Annotated in this window: 17 protein-coding genes; 7 read left to right on the top strand and 10 right to left on the bottom strand. The window is 72.2% G+C overall.

All coding sequences use genetic code 11. The features are described 5' to 3' along the window. Positions 1-10: 10 nt before the first annotated feature. On the top strand, positions 11-772 hold the full coding sequence (locus ACFSKW_RS13240) for an SDR family NAD(P)-dependent oxidoreductase (protein ID WP_379572497.1): 762 nt from the start codon (positions 11-13) through the stop codon (positions 770-772). Between the two features lie 81 nt (positions 773-853). On the opposite strand, the gene ACFSKW_RS13245 is transcribed toward ACFSKW_RS13240, so the two are convergent. The 3 genes from ACFSKW_RS13245 to ACFSKW_RS13255 all read right to left on the bottom strand — a co-directional run bounded on the left by ACFSKW_RS13245 (position 854) and on the right by ACFSKW_RS13255 (position 4,140). After that, a complete protein-coding gene (locus tag ACFSKW_RS13245; RefSeq protein WP_379572498.1) occupies positions 854-1,324 on the bottom strand; it encodes a pyridoxamine 5'-phosphate oxidase family protein in 471 nt (156 codons plus the stop codon). Positions 1,325-1,656: 332 nt separating this feature from the next. Further along, complete coding sequence (locus ACFSKW_RS13250) at positions 1,657-3,048, bottom strand: MFS transporter (RefSeq protein ID WP_379572499.1); 1,392 nt, start codon at positions 3,046-3,048, stop codon at positions 1,657-1,659. A 327-nt stretch (positions 3,049-3,375) separates the two neighbouring features. Further along, positions 3,376-4,140: an SDR family NAD(P)-dependent oxidoreductase gene (locus ACFSKW_RS13255; RefSeq protein WP_379572500.1), complete on the bottom strand. Its 765-nt coding sequence runs from the start codon at positions 4,138-4,140 to the stop codon at positions 3,376-3,378. A 56-nt stretch (positions 4,141-4,196) separates the two neighbouring features. Here ACFSKW_RS13255 and ACFSKW_RS13260 point away from each other — a divergent pair, with 56 nt between their 5' ends. Then, on the top strand, positions 4,197-5,177 hold the full coding sequence (locus ACFSKW_RS13260; RefSeq protein WP_379572501.1) for an ArsR/SmtB family transcription factor: 981 nt from the start codon (positions 4,197-4,199) through the stop codon (positions 5,175-5,177). A gap of 51 nt (positions 5,178-5,228) precedes the next feature. Here ACFSKW_RS13260 and ACFSKW_RS13265 read toward each other — a convergent pair whose 3' ends face one another. Next, positions 5,229-6,173, bottom strand: coding sequence for an aminoglycoside phosphotransferase family protein (locus ACFSKW_RS13265; RefSeq protein WP_379572502.1), 945 nt, complete (start codon positions 6,171-6,173; stop codon positions 5,229-5,231). 131 nt (positions 6,174-6,304) lie between these two features. Next, entirely contained in the window at positions 6,305-7,210 is a 906-nt protein-coding gene (locus ACFSKW_RS13270; RefSeq protein ID WP_379572503.1) for an NmrA/HSCARG family protein, read from the bottom strand. An 89-nt stretch (positions 7,211-7,299) separates the two neighbouring features. On the opposite strand from ACFSKW_RS13270, the gene ACFSKW_RS13275 reads away from it, so the two are divergent. Next, positions 7,300-7,875 (top strand): TetR/AcrR family transcriptional regulator, encoded by a 576-nt coding sequence (locus ACFSKW_RS13275; protein ID WP_379572504.1) that lies wholly within the window; start codon positions 7,300-7,302, stop codon positions 7,873-7,875. An 11-nt stretch (positions 7,876-7,886) separates the two neighbouring features. Here the strand turns inward: ACFSKW_RS13275 and ACFSKW_RS13280 are convergent, their stop codons facing one another. Beyond that, the gene (locus tag ACFSKW_RS13280) at positions 7,887-8,465 is read right to left on the bottom strand and encodes a TetR family transcriptional regulator (protein WP_379572505.1); all 579 of its coding nucleotides are present in this window, start codon (positions 8,463-8,465) and stop codon (positions 7,887-7,889) included. An 87-nt stretch (positions 8,466-8,552) separates the two neighbouring features. Here ACFSKW_RS13280 and ACFSKW_RS13285 point away from each other — a divergent pair, with 87 nt between their 5' ends. Beyond that, positions 8,553-9,284, top strand: a complete 732-nt coding sequence (locus ACFSKW_RS13285) for an SDR family NAD(P)-dependent oxidoreductase (protein WP_379572506.1) — start codon at positions 8,553-8,555, stop codon at positions 9,282-9,284. 8 nt (positions 9,285-9,292) lie between these two features. Here the strand turns inward: ACFSKW_RS13285 and ACFSKW_RS13290 are convergent, their stop codons facing one another. Continuing rightward, positions 9,293-9,859 carry a TetR/AcrR family transcriptional regulator gene (locus tag ACFSKW_RS13290; protein ID WP_379572507.1) on the bottom strand — a complete coding sequence of 189 codons (567 nt, stop codon included), beginning with the start codon at positions 9,857-9,859 and terminating at the stop codon, positions 9,293-9,295. Between the two features lie 46 nt (positions 9,860-9,905). On the opposite strand from ACFSKW_RS13290, the gene ACFSKW_RS13295 reads away from it, so the two are divergent. After that, on the top strand, positions 9,906-10,400 hold the full coding sequence (locus tag ACFSKW_RS13295) for an FBP domain-containing protein (protein ID WP_379572508.1): 495 nt from the start codon (positions 9,906-9,908) through the stop codon (positions 10,398-10,400). A 12-nt stretch (positions 10,401-10,412) separates the two neighbouring features. Beyond that, complete coding sequence (locus tag ACFSKW_RS13300; protein ID WP_379572509.1) at positions 10,413-11,558, top strand: MFS transporter; 1,146 nt, start codon at positions 10,413-10,415, stop codon at positions 11,556-11,558. A gap of 31 nt (positions 11,559-11,589) precedes the next feature. Here ACFSKW_RS13300 and ACFSKW_RS13305 read toward each other — a convergent pair whose 3' ends face one another. Continuing rightward, on the bottom strand, positions 11,590-12,162 hold the full coding sequence (locus tag ACFSKW_RS13305) for a CGNR zinc finger domain-containing protein (protein ID WP_379572510.1): 573 nt from the start codon (positions 12,160-12,162) through the stop codon (positions 11,590-11,592). 34 nt (positions 12,163-12,196) lie between these two features. Here ACFSKW_RS13305 and ACFSKW_RS13310 point away from each other — a divergent pair, with 34 nt between their 5' ends. Beyond that, a complete protein-coding gene (locus ACFSKW_RS13310; protein ID WP_379572511.1) occupies positions 12,197-13,054 on the top strand; it encodes an SCO6745 family protein in 858 nt (285 codons plus the stop codon). A 56-nt stretch (positions 13,055-13,110) separates the two neighbouring features. Here the strand turns inward: ACFSKW_RS13310 and ACFSKW_RS13315 are convergent, their stop codons facing one another. Together ACFSKW_RS13315 and ACFSKW_RS13320 are read right to left on the bottom strand one after the other, a co-directional pair. After that, on the bottom strand, positions 13,111-13,410 hold the full coding sequence (locus ACFSKW_RS13315; RefSeq protein ID WP_379572512.1) for an NADPH-dependent FMN reductase: 300 nt from the start codon (positions 13,408-13,410) through the stop codon (positions 13,111-13,113). A gap of 264 nt (positions 13,411-13,674) precedes the next feature. Continuing rightward, entirely contained in the window at positions 13,675-13,908 is a 234-nt protein-coding gene (locus ACFSKW_RS13320) for a hypothetical protein (RefSeq protein WP_379572513.1), read from the bottom strand. Positions 13,909-13,918: the final 10 nt, after the last annotated feature.

Consider the following 13,918-nt stretch of genomic DNA (forward strand, 5'->3'; position numbering starts at 1 on the left):
TTTTCGGCTCGTGTCCGACTACCTGCGCGAACTCTTCTCGCTCCGCGGCCGCACAGCCCTCGTCACCGGCGGCAGCTCCGGCATCGGCTACGCCATCGCCGAAGCCCTCGGCCGCGCGGGCGCGGAGGTCACCATCGTCGCCCGCAGGGAACCCGAGCTGCGGGAGGCCGCCGCCAAGCTCCACGCCCACGGCGTCAAGGCCTCGTGGATCAGCGCCGACCTCGGCCGGCGCGCCGACGTCGACCGCGTGTGCGCGCAGGCGGGCGACATCGACATCCTCGTCAACGACGCGGCCAACAACATCCGCAGGCCCATGTCCGACCTCACCGACGACGACTACGAGCAGACCATCGCGGTCAACCTCACCGCCCCCTACCTCCTCGGCCAGCACGCCTCCCGCCACATGATCGACCAGGGCTGGGGCCGCATCATCAACATCGGCTCCCAGCAGACGGTCAGCGCCTTCGGCAACAGCGGCGTGTACGGCGCCGCCAAGGCGGCCATCGCTGGTCTGACCCGCTCCCAGGCCGAGGCATGGTCGAAGTACGGCGTGCGGGTCAACACCATCATTCCGGGCTTCGTGCTCACGCCCCTCACCGAGCCCGCGCAGTCGATCCCCGGACGCGTCGAGGAGCTCGCCGCCCGCCACATGGTCGGCCGCAACGGCGTGCCCGCCGACTTCGCGGGCGCCGCCGTCTTCCTGGCCGGTGAGGCGGCCGCCTTCATCACGGGCCAGATCCTCTACGTGGACGGCGGCTTCTCCGTCCACTGAGGCGGCTCCTGGTTGCTGATGTCTTGGCTTGGTGCGGCCGGGGTCGTCGACCCCGGCCGGCGCCTTTACAAAGTAGATTTCCTACTTGCGCTTCACCTGCCGGACGCCACGGCCCTCGTGCCACATGTCGATCACCAGCAGGTCGCCTTCGACCCTGGTCCACACCGCCTCCGTCACGTCGACCCTGAACAGGTGCGGTCCCTCGCCCGGCATCTCGAACCTCGCCAGGACCTCGGGGTCGGTGACCTCCAGCGCTCTCCCCGAGAGCTTCGCGTCGCCCGCCCACCGGGACGGGTCGGCCTCGTCAGGCGTGGTCGGACGCGCGTGGAGGGCCATCCGAGGATCGCGCCGCAGGTCCAACGCCTTCATCGCGCCCGGCATCGACCCCAGCCACAGCTCCCCGTCCTTGAAGTCGACCTCCGTACCGCTGATACGCGGCGAGCCGTCCTTCCTGATGGTGGCCAGCGTCTTGTGCTTGTGGGCGTCCAGCAGCCCCCGCACCGTCGCCGCCAGCTCGGGCGCCTGCTTCTCGAACTCCTGCCACGAACTCATACCGACCATCGTGCACCCCGCCACCGACAGTTCCACCCGATCGAATCCCGCGGATCCGCCCAGCCGAACCCTGCGGATGACCGCGTATTCGTGGGCACGACCGAAAAGGTGCGCTCTCCCGGGACGCAGGAGAGCGTGTCCACATCCTCCCCGGGTCGGCCACGGGCCCGGCGTGGCCCCGGCTGCACGACCGACCCGAGCCCTCCCCCGCCACCTCAACGGCGCTCCTCTCCGCCCCATGCCCGGGCATGTACCGCCGCGTGCGCGGAGCCGCCGGCCCTGACGTGAGGGCACGCTCCATCCGAGCCCTGACCGCGCACCGGACAGGCGCGCTATCTGGGGTGCGTGGTGGTGGAGCCCGGGACCGCCGTGGAGCCGGAGGACGAGGCCGAGTCGGAGGACGAGGACGGGGCCGAGCCAGAGGCGGAGGCGGAGGCGGAGGACGAGCCGGAGGCAGGATGGACGGAGGTGGATGCGGCGGCGGTCGGCGCGATCGAGGTCGGCGCGATCGAGGTCGGCGCGATCGAGGTGGCCGGGGTGCGAGGGCTGTGTCGGCGGTGGAGGAGGTGGCGCGCCAGGGCCAGCGTGGCGAGTGCCGCGATCAGCGCGCACACACCCTGCCAGCCGAGCCGGGTGAAGGCGCGGGCCGCCAGCCACGAGCCCAGGCCGCCGCCGAGGAACGCGCACGTCATGTACGCGGTGTTCAACCGGCTCCGCGCCTCGGGCCGGAGGGCGAAGATCCGCACCTGGTTCGCGATCATGCCCGACTGCATCGCCACGTCCAGGATGAGCGTGCCCAGCCCCAGGGCGACCAGGCCCGTCACGCCGCCGAGGCCACCCGCCCACAGGACCGCGGCCGACGCGATCACGGCCAGCATGCAGACGAGGTTCACCGTGTCGGAGCCCCGCCGGTCGACCTGGCGGCCCGCGAAGGGGGTGCCGAGCATGGTTGCGATGTTGACCAGGGCGAGCACGCCGACGGCTTGGGCGCCCATGCGGTACGCGGGACTGGTCAGCAGGAGGGCGGCGCCGGTCCAGACGGCGGTGAAGGCCCCGAAGATCGTCGCTTGGTAGAAGCAGGAGCGGCGCAGGTCCGGCTCGCGGCGCAGCAGGCGCAGCGTCTCGGCCAGCAGCGCCGGGTAGCGCTGCCTCGATGGCGGGGTCGTCGCGGGTAGCGCGAAGGCCAGGACCGTCGCCAGGAGCAGGACCGCCGCCGCGGCCGTCAGGTACGGTGCCCGCCAGCCCAGCCATTCGCCGACGCTGCCGCCGAAGGCCCGGGACAGCAACATGCCGCCGATCGAGCCGCTCAACAGTGTGCCGGTGACGGCGCCGCGACGGTCGTCGGGCACCAGCCCCGCCGCCAGAGCGACGACGATCGGCGCGATCACCGTCGTGGCGCCCACGAGCACGCCCGCGCCGACGAGTGGCGGCAGCGCCGGAGCGGCGCCCGCCGCGAGGAGGTTCAGCGCGGTCAGGCCGAGCAGGGTGACGACCAGGGGCCGGTGCGGGAGCCGGTCGCCGAGCGGCACCAGCAGGAAGATCCCGAGCGCGTAGCCGAGCTGTACGGCGGTGACGACCAGGGCGGCCGCGTCAGGCTGTACGCGCAGACCTGAGGCGATCAGGGGGCTGATCGCCTGGGGGAAGTAGAGGTTGCCCACGGCCACGCCGCACGTCACGGCCAGGAGCAGGACCAGGCGGCGGCCCGCGACGGGCTGGGCTTCCACGGGGCCACCGGATGGCTGACGCACACTCACCTCACTTGAGCGAAGACTTCGGTCACGGACCGGCGAAGCGGCAGCCGGGTTCGCACCGCGAAGCATCCCTGCTGGGAACGCCGTGACACAAACCGGCCGCATGGGACAACGAAGGATGAGGGACCCATCTCCGAGAGGGCACCGGACGCGAAATGTCCGGCCGGCGGGCTTGCACGGTGGCGGAGGAGGCCGGTCCTGACACGGCGGCGAGGAGCTTGGTCCAGGACGCGCCGGCTCCACCCACCGGCTGGCACCCGCGCCCTCCGACCGCATGAGGCATGGAGCGGGGGGCGGGGTTCAGTCCACCGGGCCGCCCGCGACGTAGATGACCTGGCCGGAGACGAACCCCGCCTCGGGGCTGACCAGGTAGGAGGCGGTGTGCGCGATGTCCTCGGGCCGGCCGACCCTGCCGACCGGGATGGACTGCGCCGCGCTGCGCTGGTACTCCTCGAAGTCGCGGCCGAGCCGCCGGGCCGAGGCCCTGGTCATGTCGCTCACGACGAAGCCGGGCGCGATGGCGTTGGCGGTGACGCCGTGCCGTCCGAGCTGGAGGGCGAGCGACTTGGTGAAGCCGATCAGGCCGGCTTTCGCGCTCCCGTAGTCGACCCGGGCCGCGTCGCCGACCGCGGAGATGCTCGACATGGTGACGATGCGTCCCCACCCGGCGTCGATCATGTGCCGGCAGACCGCCCTGGTGACGAGGAACGGACCGCGGAGGTTGACACCCAGGACCATGTCCCACTGCTCGGTGGTCATTTCGGCGATGCCGGCGCGGGGGCCGACGCCGGCGTTGTTGACCAGCACCGTCGGCGGCCCCAACTCGGCAGCGACCCGGGCGACGGCGTCGTCGACCAGGCCCTCGTCGGCGACGTCGGCGGCGACCGCGATCGCCGACCCGCCCTCTCTCGTGATCGCCTCGACGGTGTCCGCGCAGTCCGCCTCGTTCAGGTCGATCACCGCCACCGCCAGGCCGTCCCGCGCCAGCCGCCTGGCCACCGCGGCGCCGATGCCGCGTGCCCCGCCTGTGACGATCGCCGTCCGTCCGTGAACTGTAGATGTCATGCGATGAAGTCCACGACACCGAGGCCTTCGCGCCAATTGATGTAGCGTACAGCTTAATGATCAGCTTTGAGCTCGGCGTCGAGGACCTCGCGGACACGCGCTTCGCCGTCTCACCGTTGCACGAGACGGTACGCAGCCTGCGGGTGCTGCGCGACCCCGGCCTGTACGCGTTGCACCTGCCGTGGCGCAGGTCCGTTCTCGGCAGCCTCGACCCGCCGGACGCCGAGCTGCTGATGTCCCTGGTCGGCAGGAAACTCGCCCTTCCCGATTTCCTGACGCCGCGTCCCGCGACCTTCGCCCCGACCATCGAGGAGGGACTGTCCGTCGTACGGCAGGCGCCCCCGCAACTAGTCCGCCGCGATCTGCTGGCCGCTCTGGTCGCGGGGCCGGTTCCCGAGGATGACGCCTCTGCCGCCAGGTTCCGCGACACCGTCTGCGACCTGCTGCAGCGCTTCTGGGAGCTGGCCATCGAACCCGCGTGGCCGCAGATGCGGCTGGTGCTGGAGGCCGACATGACCTACCGCGCGCGGCAGCTGGCCGTGGGCGGCGCGCGCCTGCTGTTCGCCGACATGCACCCGAACCTGCGCTGGCACGACGGGGTGCTGCACATCGACAAGATGGTCGGCAGGCACCGCGTCGCCGCGTCCGGCCGGGGGCTGCTGCTGATGCCGTCCGTGTTCGCCCACAAGCCCGCCCCGCCGGTCAGCCCCGAGGAAGCGCCGCTGCTGGCCTACCCCAGCCGCGGAGTGGCCACGTTGTGGGCCCCGGCGCCGACCCCGGATCCGGCTGCTCTCGCCTCGCTGCTCGGCGCGCCCCGAGCGGGACTGCTCGTGCTGCTCGACGAGCCGCTGCCGACGGTGGAGCTCGCCCGCCGCCTGAGGGTGACCCCGAGCGCCGTCTCCCAGCACCTGCGCGTGCTGTACGCCACGGGTCTGGTCACCAGGAACCGCGACGGACGGCAGGTCCTGTACCGCCGCAGCCCCCTCGGCGAGCAACTCGCCGAGGGGGCCTCGGCGGGCCGGCGACGCGCGGGCTGACCGGCCAGGACGGGAGTGCGCCGGACGGAGTGGCTATGCCGGACGGAGTGGCTATGCCGGACGGCGCAGCAGGGCCGTGGCGATGGCGACCTGCGCCGGTTCCAGCGCGGTCCTGCCGTCCTCGATGTCCCACAGGGCGTTCTGCAGCACCCGCCCGAGCGTCCAGCCGGTCGCCCGCCGCCGGTCCAGACCGAGGACCTCGGTCAGCAGGTCGAAGCGGCGGAGCACGGCGCGTGTCACATCGCCCGTCGCCACCACCTCGTCCCACCGGTTGTCCAGCGCAGGAAGCAGCTCGAACCCGGGGTCTCCCGCCAGCGGTTCCGGGTCGATGGCCAGCCAGGGTTCCCGCTCCCCTGCCAGGACGTTGTCGTAGTGCAGGTCCCAGTGCAGCAGGCGGTCGCCGGGTTCGCCGGCCAGCTCGGCCACGGCGGACGCGCAGGTCCGCACCAGCTTCCGCTCTTCCTGGTCGCTCAGCGCCGGTACCGCCTGTGGAGTCCGGTCGAGCATGGCGGCGGCGACGTCGGACAGTCGCCGCAGGCCTTTCGGTGCCGCCACCGAGGTCAGGCGGGCCATCAGCTCGGCCAGGATCCGCATGGCCACGTCGTCGTCGGTCACCGAGGACAGCGTCCTGGAGGCGTCCAGCCGTTCCAGCAACTGGGTGCCGCTGTCCTCGTCGTGGTCGAGCAGGCGCACGATGCCGCCGCCCCGCCACGCGCGCAAGCCGGTGGCGGCTCCCGCGGTCTCCTCGCGGAGCTGCTGGAGCTTGAGGACGGCGGGCGTGCCGTCGGCCTGGAGTACGGGCAGGACGAGCGAGGCCATGCCGTACGCGGCGGGGCCGTCACGCCGTAGTCCCCAGCGGCTCAGGAGATCGTTTGCGAGGCGGGGCAGCCCGGCGAGCCAGGCGCGCGCCTCGGCGCCGTTGGAGCCGTAGGACGCGGCGAACGCGTCGGGGACGTCGATGGAAGTCGACGTGTTCAAGGCAGGAGCCTCCTTCATGTGGTGCGGGGTGGGGACGCGACGATGAAGGAGGTCACGGGGGTGCCCTGATACGGGGCGGGCGTCAAAGCATGCCCCCACCCTAGTGCCTGCCGCAGAGGCCTCGCCGGCCTGATCGAGTCCGGTGGGCCTCACTCCCGCTCGACGTCGTCGAGGTAGGAAGCGATGCGGGCCGCTCCCGACCTGGCCAGCCACGTTCGCAGGTCCATCACCTCCGGGCGCAGCCGGCGCGTCATGGCGAGATCGGCCCGGTAGCCGCGCTCGTTGAGCCATTCGTAGGCGAAGGCGAACTCCTCGTCGACCTCTCTGACCGCCTCGATCGGGATCTCCACGTACGGCAGCGACCGCCCGATCGCCTCCGAGATGGCCGCCGCGATCCGCACCGGCGTCAGCTCGTCCCCCGCCAGGTCGACGGCCCGCCCGATCCACCCGGCGGGCTCGGCGAACGCCATGGCGGCGAAGGCGCCCAGGTCGTCGACGGCCATGACCTGTTGCGGCACGTCGGCCGCGAACGGGGTGGTCACCGTGCCGTCACGCAAGTGGTAGCCGCCGGTGTAGTTCTCCATGAAGGAGACGGGCCGCAGGATCGTGGCGGGCACGCCGAGGGCCGTGATGTGCTGTTCGATCAGCGCCTTGCTCGCCACGTTGCGCGGCAGCCTCTCGCTGCCGTGGCGGCCCGCGCCTGCGACCGAGGTGAAGACCAGGTGCCGTACCCCGGCCGCGCGCGCCGCCTCGGTCACGTTGCGTCCCCAGCGGACCTCCTCCTCCGCCGAGAAGCCCGCCGCCGTTCCGGGGGAGCCGACGGTGGGCTGGACGCTGAACAGTCCGTAGGCCCCTTCGGCCGCCGCGGCCAGGGAGGCCACGTCCGCCATCTCCCCGCGCACGATCCGCGCGCCCGTCTCGGCCAGCGCCTTCGCGGGGGTGCCGTCCGGGTCCCTGGTCATGGCTCGCACGTCCCATCCGGCGGCGAGCAGGTGGGTCGTGACCGCGCGGCCCTGCAGGCCGGTGGCGCCCGCGACCACGATGGATCTCTTCACGATCGAACTCCTCAAACGGGGGGATCCTCCACTTACAGTTCGAGTACGATACGGAGGACCACCCCGTTTAGCAAGCCCACGGAGACCCGATGCCCGAACGGCCTATGCGCGCCGACGCGCGACGCAACTACGAGCGGATCCTCGCCGCGGCCGCCGCGGCCATCGCGCAGGACGGGGCCGAGGCGTCGCTGGAGGAGATCGCGCGGCGCGCGGGCGTCGGCTCGGCCACCCTGCACCGGCACTTCCCCTCCAGGCAGGCGCTGCTGGAGGCCGTCTTCCGCGACAAGGTCGAGACACTGTGCGCCGAGGCCGGGGAACTGGCCGCCGGCCCCGACGCGGGAGGTTCGCTGGCCGTCTGGCTGCGCGCCGTCGTCACGCATGCCGCGTCCAATCGCGGGCTGGCCGCGTCGTTGCTGCGCGGCTCGCTCCAGGGGGACCCGGCTCTGGGCGCCACCTGTCACGCACTGATCACGAGCGCGGGGGCACGGCTGCTGGCCCGGGCCGGCGAGGCGGGCGCCGTGCGCGCCGATGTCACGATCGCGGACCTGCTCACGCTCGTCAACGCCATCGCCCTGGCCACCGAGCAGGAGCCGGACGGCGCCGCGCAGGCCGACCGGCTCCTCGACCTCGCCCTGAACGGCGTGCGCCCCAGGCCCACGCCGTAGCGGCACGGGCGTCAGGCGAAACCGGCCACCAGGTCGTCCAGCCCCGACTTCACGCGCTCGGGCGTCACCCCGCACTCCCGCATCCGGTGGGCCAGCAGGGGCGCGGCCAGCGGCGCCAGCAGCGCGTCGGCCAGCACGTAGCCGTCGGCTTCCGGCTCGACCTGCCCGATGAGCATCGACAGGTGCGCGTGGTAGGCGGCGTAGGCGCCGCCGAACCGGGCGAACGGCGAGGCGGTCTCGGCCATCAGCAGCAGGTCCAGTTGTTCCACGGTCCTGTCGGTCAACGCGTGCAGGAACGCGCGCATCCGCTCCAGGGCGCCCGCCCCAGGCCCGAGCGGCGGCGGCCCTTCGATGAAGGCCTCCTGGAACTCTCGCTCCCGCTCGTCGATCAGCGCGTAGGCCAGCCCCGAGCGATCACCGAAGCGCCGGTAGAGCGTGCCGACGCCCACCCCCGCCGCGGCGGCCACGTCCGCCATGGACAACCCCTCGACGCCGTGGGCGGCGACGATGCTGGCGGCGGCGGCGAGGATCTTCACCCGGTTGCGAGCGGCGTCGACGCGCTCGCGCCGCGGGTTCGCGACGGCGTTCACGATCACAGGCTACTGGAACCCTTGCAACCGGAACTAATTCCGGTTTAGGTTGAAGCGGAACGAGTTCCGGATAAAGGGGAGAGAGTCATGACACGCAAGGTCGCACTCGTGACCGGGGGAAGCCGCGGGATCGGCGCCGCCATCGCCGCCCGGCTGGCCGCCGACGGTGCCGACGTGGTCATCACCTACGCGCGCTCGGCCGATCGCGCCGCCGCCGTCGTCAAGGAGATCGAGGCCGCCGGCGTCCGCGGGCTGGCCGTCGAGGCGCAGGCCGCCGACGCCGCCCAGCTGGTCGCCGCCGTCGAGCGCACGGTCGCCGCCTTCGGCCGGATCGACATCCTGGTCAGCAACGCCGGCATCGCGCCGTACGGGCCGCTGGAGGAGGTGAGGCTCGACGAGGTCGACACGACGCTGGCCGTCCACGCCCGCGCCGCGTTCGTCCTCGCCCAGGCGGCCGCCCGGCACATGCGAAGCGGCGGGCGGATCATCGGCATCGGCAGCAGCCTCGCCGAGCGCGTGCCGTACCCGGGATGGACGCTGTACGCGATGAGCAAGTCGGCGCTCATCGGCCTGACCAAGGGCCTGGCCAGGGACCTGGGACCGCGCGGCATCACGGTCAACCTCGTCCACCCCGGATCGACGGACACCGAGATGAACCCGGCCGACAGCCCCGAGGCGGAGGCCGAGCGCGGCTACACCGCGCTCGGCCGCTACTGCGATCCCGGCGACATCGCCGCCACGGTCGCCCACCTGGCCGGTGAAGGCGGCAGGAACATCACCGGAGCCGCCATCACGGTCGACGCGGGTACCACCGCCTGACCGCCGGATCAGCGGGGCCAGTGCTCCAGCATCACGTGGAGGGCGTCGATCGCGCGCTCCCACGACGTCCCCACGTCGCGGGGGTGCCCGAAGCCGCCGCTCGCCTCAAGGCTCACGAACCCGTGGAAGGCGCTGCGCAGGACCCGCACCGCGTCGGTCATGTCGGGCTCGGTCAGGTCGTAGCCGCGCAGCAGCGCATAGCACGATTCGAAGACGCGCTGGTGCGCCTGCGACTCGGCGACCAGTTCGGGTGGGAGCTGGATCTGTCCTGCGGCGTAGCGCCCTGGATGGGCCAGGGCGAAGTCGCGATAGGCGTGGGCGAAGGCCACGAGCGCGTCCTTGCCGGCCCTGCCGTCGACCGCGGGCCCGATGCGTTCGGCCATGTCGCGGGCGGCGATCATCGCGACCCTGTGGCGCAGGTCCTGCAGGTTCCTGACGTGGGAGTACAGGCTGGCGTCCTTGACCCCGAACCCGCGTGCCAGTGCCGAGATCGTCACCTTGTCGAAGCCGATCCTGTCGGCCAGGTCGGCCGCGGCGATCGCCACGCGTTCGGTCGTCAGTCCAGCACGCGCCATGAAAACTCCTTTGCCTAATACTCCTAGGCAACTGTAGCGTCGCGGCATGAAGCAACTCACTGAACAGGACATTCGTACGTCGTTCGTCAATTGTTCCAAGGGCGAGGCCAAACGTCTGGCCGTCCCGCGCGATCTCGTCGACTGGCCGTGGGAGGACCTCGACTTCCTGGGCTGGCGCGACCCCGGCGCGCCCGACCGCAGCTACATCGTGGCCGAGCACGCCGGCCGTCTCGTCGGCGTCGCGCTCAGGTTTCCCGCGCAGCAGCGTGCTTTCCTGCAGCGCAGCATGTGCTCCCTGTGCCTGACCACCCATCCGGGCAACGGCGTTTCGCTGATGACCGCCCGCAGGGCGGGCGAGGCAGGACGGCAGAGCAACTCCGTCGGCGTCTACGTCTGCACCGACCTGGCCTGCTCGCTCTACGTGCGCGGTATGAAGACCCCAGACCCCGGCGCCAGGATGGAGGAGTCACTCTCGGTGGAGGAGCAGATCGAGCGCACCAGGACCAAACTGTCCGCCTTCGTCGACAAGGTGCTCGTCTGACAGACTCGCAGAGTGATCGCACGCCGGGCCAGGATCGCCGTCTGCTTCTTCTTCGCCCTGCTCGGCATCGTCTCAGGGGTGTGGGCCGCCCGCATCCCCACGATCAAGCAATCGCTGCACCTCAGTGACGGCCGGCTCAGCCTGGCCCTCCTGGCCGTCGCCGTCGGCCTGGTGACCGGGATGCAGTTCGCCGGACGCCTCACCGACCGAACCGGCAGCGCCAGGGTGCTCGTCCCGGCGGGGGCGGCCTGCGGCCTCGCGCTGATCCCCGCGGGGTTCGCCCCCGACCTGGCCTTCCTGATCGTCACGCTGTTCGCGTGGGGACTGCTCAACGCCTCGCTCGACGTGTCCATGAACACCCACGCGGTCGAGGTGGAGCGCGTCTACGGCAGGCCGCTGATGTCCTCCTTCCACGGCATGTACAGCGCGGGCGGGCTGCTCGGCGCCGCGGCGGGCGCGCTGACCGCGTGGCTGGAGGTCTCCCCCGGCATCACCTTCGCCCTGGTCACCGTCCCCCTGGCCGCGCTCGCCGTCCTGGCACGAAGCGCGCTGCTGCCCTCCGTGCCGGCCCGCCGCGAGGAGCACCGCGCCCGGCGGGTCAGGTGGCACGGCAGGGTGGTGTTCATGGGGGCGATGGCGTTCGCGGGGCTGCTCGGCGAGGGGTCGGCGGGCGACTGGAGCGCCGTCTACCTGCACGAGGACCTCGGCGCGGCGACGGGTCTTGCGGCACTCGCGTTCGCGGCCGTCTCCGTCGCGATGACCGCGGGCAGGTTCGCCGGCGACCGGCTCGCGCTGCGCTTCGGACCCGTCGCGCTGGTGCGCTGGTCGGGACTGCTGGCCGCGGCCGGGCTCGGGCTGGCGCTGCTGGCCGCCGAGCCCGTCTGGGCGATCGCCGGGTTCGGCCTGTTCGGCCTGGGCCTGGCGACCATGGTCCCCCAGGTGTTCTCCGCGGCGGGCAACCACGATCGCTCACGGGCCGGCGAGGCGATCGCGCAGGTCGCGACGCTCGGCTACGCCGGGCTCATGCTCGGCCCAGTGATCATCGGTGGCGCGGCCGAGCTGGTCGGCCTGCCACCGGCGCTTGGCATCCCCGTCGCTCTGTGCCTGTTCATGTCGGCGTCGGCGGTGTCCCTGCGTCCGCGAGCGCCGGCGGCGTGACCCACGGACCGGTTCCAGCCGACGCCCTTTACTAAGTAGATCCGCGGCGAGCGCGATAGGCGGTGGCCTTGGCGCGGTTCTGACACGACAGGCCGCAGAAACGGCGCGAGGCGTTGCGCGTGGTGTCGACGAAGACCAGGTCGCATCCGCCGGCCTCGCAGGAGCCCAGGCGCCTCCCCTGCCCCACCCCGATGATCATCGCGAGGGCGGTGCCCGCCTGGGCGATCCAGGCATCCCCCAACGACGCCTCGAGCCGGTGGAAGGCCAGCCTCGGTGGATCGCCGTGCAGGTTGGGCACCGCGGCGTGCCGTATCAGCAGGTCGTTGAGCGCCGACAGGCGGGCGTCCCGCGCGAACAGCGAGCGCAGCACTGCGGCGGCGGCGGCCAGCGTGTCGGCGTCCGCGAGATCGAGGCGGGCCGCGGACGGCCGCACGACCGCCAGGGCGGCCCGGCGCTCCTCCCCCGTCGCGGGCGGTTCCACCCGGCGGCCGTGCGCATGAGTCACCACAAGGGTGTTGACCATGAGCACCGCCAGCTCGGCATTCTCGCCAACATAACTGTCTATTTGGGATTGACCAGTGATGCGCCATCCGTCTATCGTCACTGGCATATCGTACCTAGACAGTGAGGTTCTTGAGATGTCTCTCGCCCGGCGCATGTGGCACCAGATCGAACCCGTCCACGCGGCGGTCTACTTCGCGCCCCAGGTCTTCGACGAGGCCGCCAAGCTCGGCTACGACGTGGAGTCGCGCTGGCCGAGCTACTTCGCCTGGCGGACCGCGCCCCTTGGAAAGGCCGGACCGCACCAGGTCACCGCCACCTACTACAGCTTCAGCCCCGCGATGATCGCCGAGCACGTGCCGGACATCTGGGAGACGGCCACGCCCGAGCAGGCGCTGGAGGCCAGGCTGCGCGGCATGGACAGGACCCTGCGCGACCTGCTGGGCGAGCGGGTGAACCAGCGGGAGGCGGCCGAACTCGCCATGCGGGCCGCCGAGAGCGCGGACGTCTCCGGCCGCCCGACGGCCGCGGCCAACCTCGACCTGCCCTGGCCCGACGAGCCGCATCTTGCGCTCTGGCAGGCCTACACGGTGCTGCGCGAGCACCGGGGCGACGGGCACCTGGCGGCCTTGCAGGCGGCCGGACTGGACGGCTGCGAGGCGCTCGTCTCCTTCGCCGCCATCGGCGCGGCGCCGGTCGCCAACTTCGCCGGCAGGGGCTGGAGCGAGCAGGAGTGGGCGGCCGCGCGCGACCGGCTCGCCTCGCGGGGCCTGATCGACGCCGAAGGGGCGGCGACCGAGGCGGGAAGGGCGCTGCGGGAGCAGGTCGAGCGCATGACCGACCAACTGGCCGCCGGGCCGTGGCTGGCGCTGGGCGAGGAGCGGGCGGCCAGGCTGGCCGAGCTGAGCCTGCCGTTCCTGGGCGCGATCTTCGAAACCGGGATGCTGCCCATGCAGAGCACGCTGGGCATCGGCACGGTCCAGGCCCCCGAATAGGACGGGTCCGGGACGGGCCGGCCGCCGGCTGCCAGAGGCTGAAGCAGGACCGGCGCTCAGCCCGCCAGGGCGTAGGGGCGGGCGGCGCGGGCTGCGCGCAGGGCGTTCCCCCACCAGGTCAGCCGATCGAACAGGGTGTGTGCCGCGGTCTCGGCCGCCTTGGCGACGGCGGAGTCGGTGACGCGTCCGCTCTGTTCCACGTGGTCGTGCGGGAAGTGGAAGCTGACCGTGTCGCGCAGAGTGACGGCACGCAGTTCGGCGAGAACCTGGCGCAGCTGTTCGACCGCGCGCAGCCCGCCGGCGAGTCCACCGTAGGAGACGAACCCGACGGGCTTGGCGGCCCACTCCTTGCGCACGGTGTCGATCGCGAGTTTCAGCGAGGCGGGGTAGCCGTGGTTGTATTCGCAGGTCTGCGCCAGCGCCCAGCCCCATCACCCTTGTCCGAGGCAGTGTTCAGCCACGTTCGGCCACGTTCAGCCACGTCGTCCCGCACGGCCTCTTGCCGACCCCGAAACAATGAGGCGACGGGCGGGCGCGCAGGGACCGCGGCCCCCCCGGTGGAGGCGACCATCCCGCCGTCCCACCGGGCTACTCGTGGAACATCGCGCCGGGCTGGTTCGCTACATTCCTCCGCTGAGCAGTCCCCGCCCGCCGTACTTCTTGTGCACCGCCTGCTTGGTCACGCCGATCGCGTCGGCGATCATCGACCAGGCCAGCCCCTTGACCCTGGCCCTGCGCACCTGGACCGCCTCCATGCGCTCGATCTCGCGCCGCAGCGCGGCGGTGGCCCGCAGCGCCATGAGCGGATCGTCGTCCTCCGTCTGTCGCACCAGGGTCGCCAGGTCGTTCGTCATGCGGCCAACG

The sequence above is a fragment of the Nonomuraea mangrovi genome (genome assembly GCF_042681425.1).
Taxonomy (GTDB): domain Bacteria; phylum Actinomycetota; class Actinomycetes; order Streptosporangiales; family Streptosporangiaceae; genus Nonomuraea; species Nonomuraea mangrovi.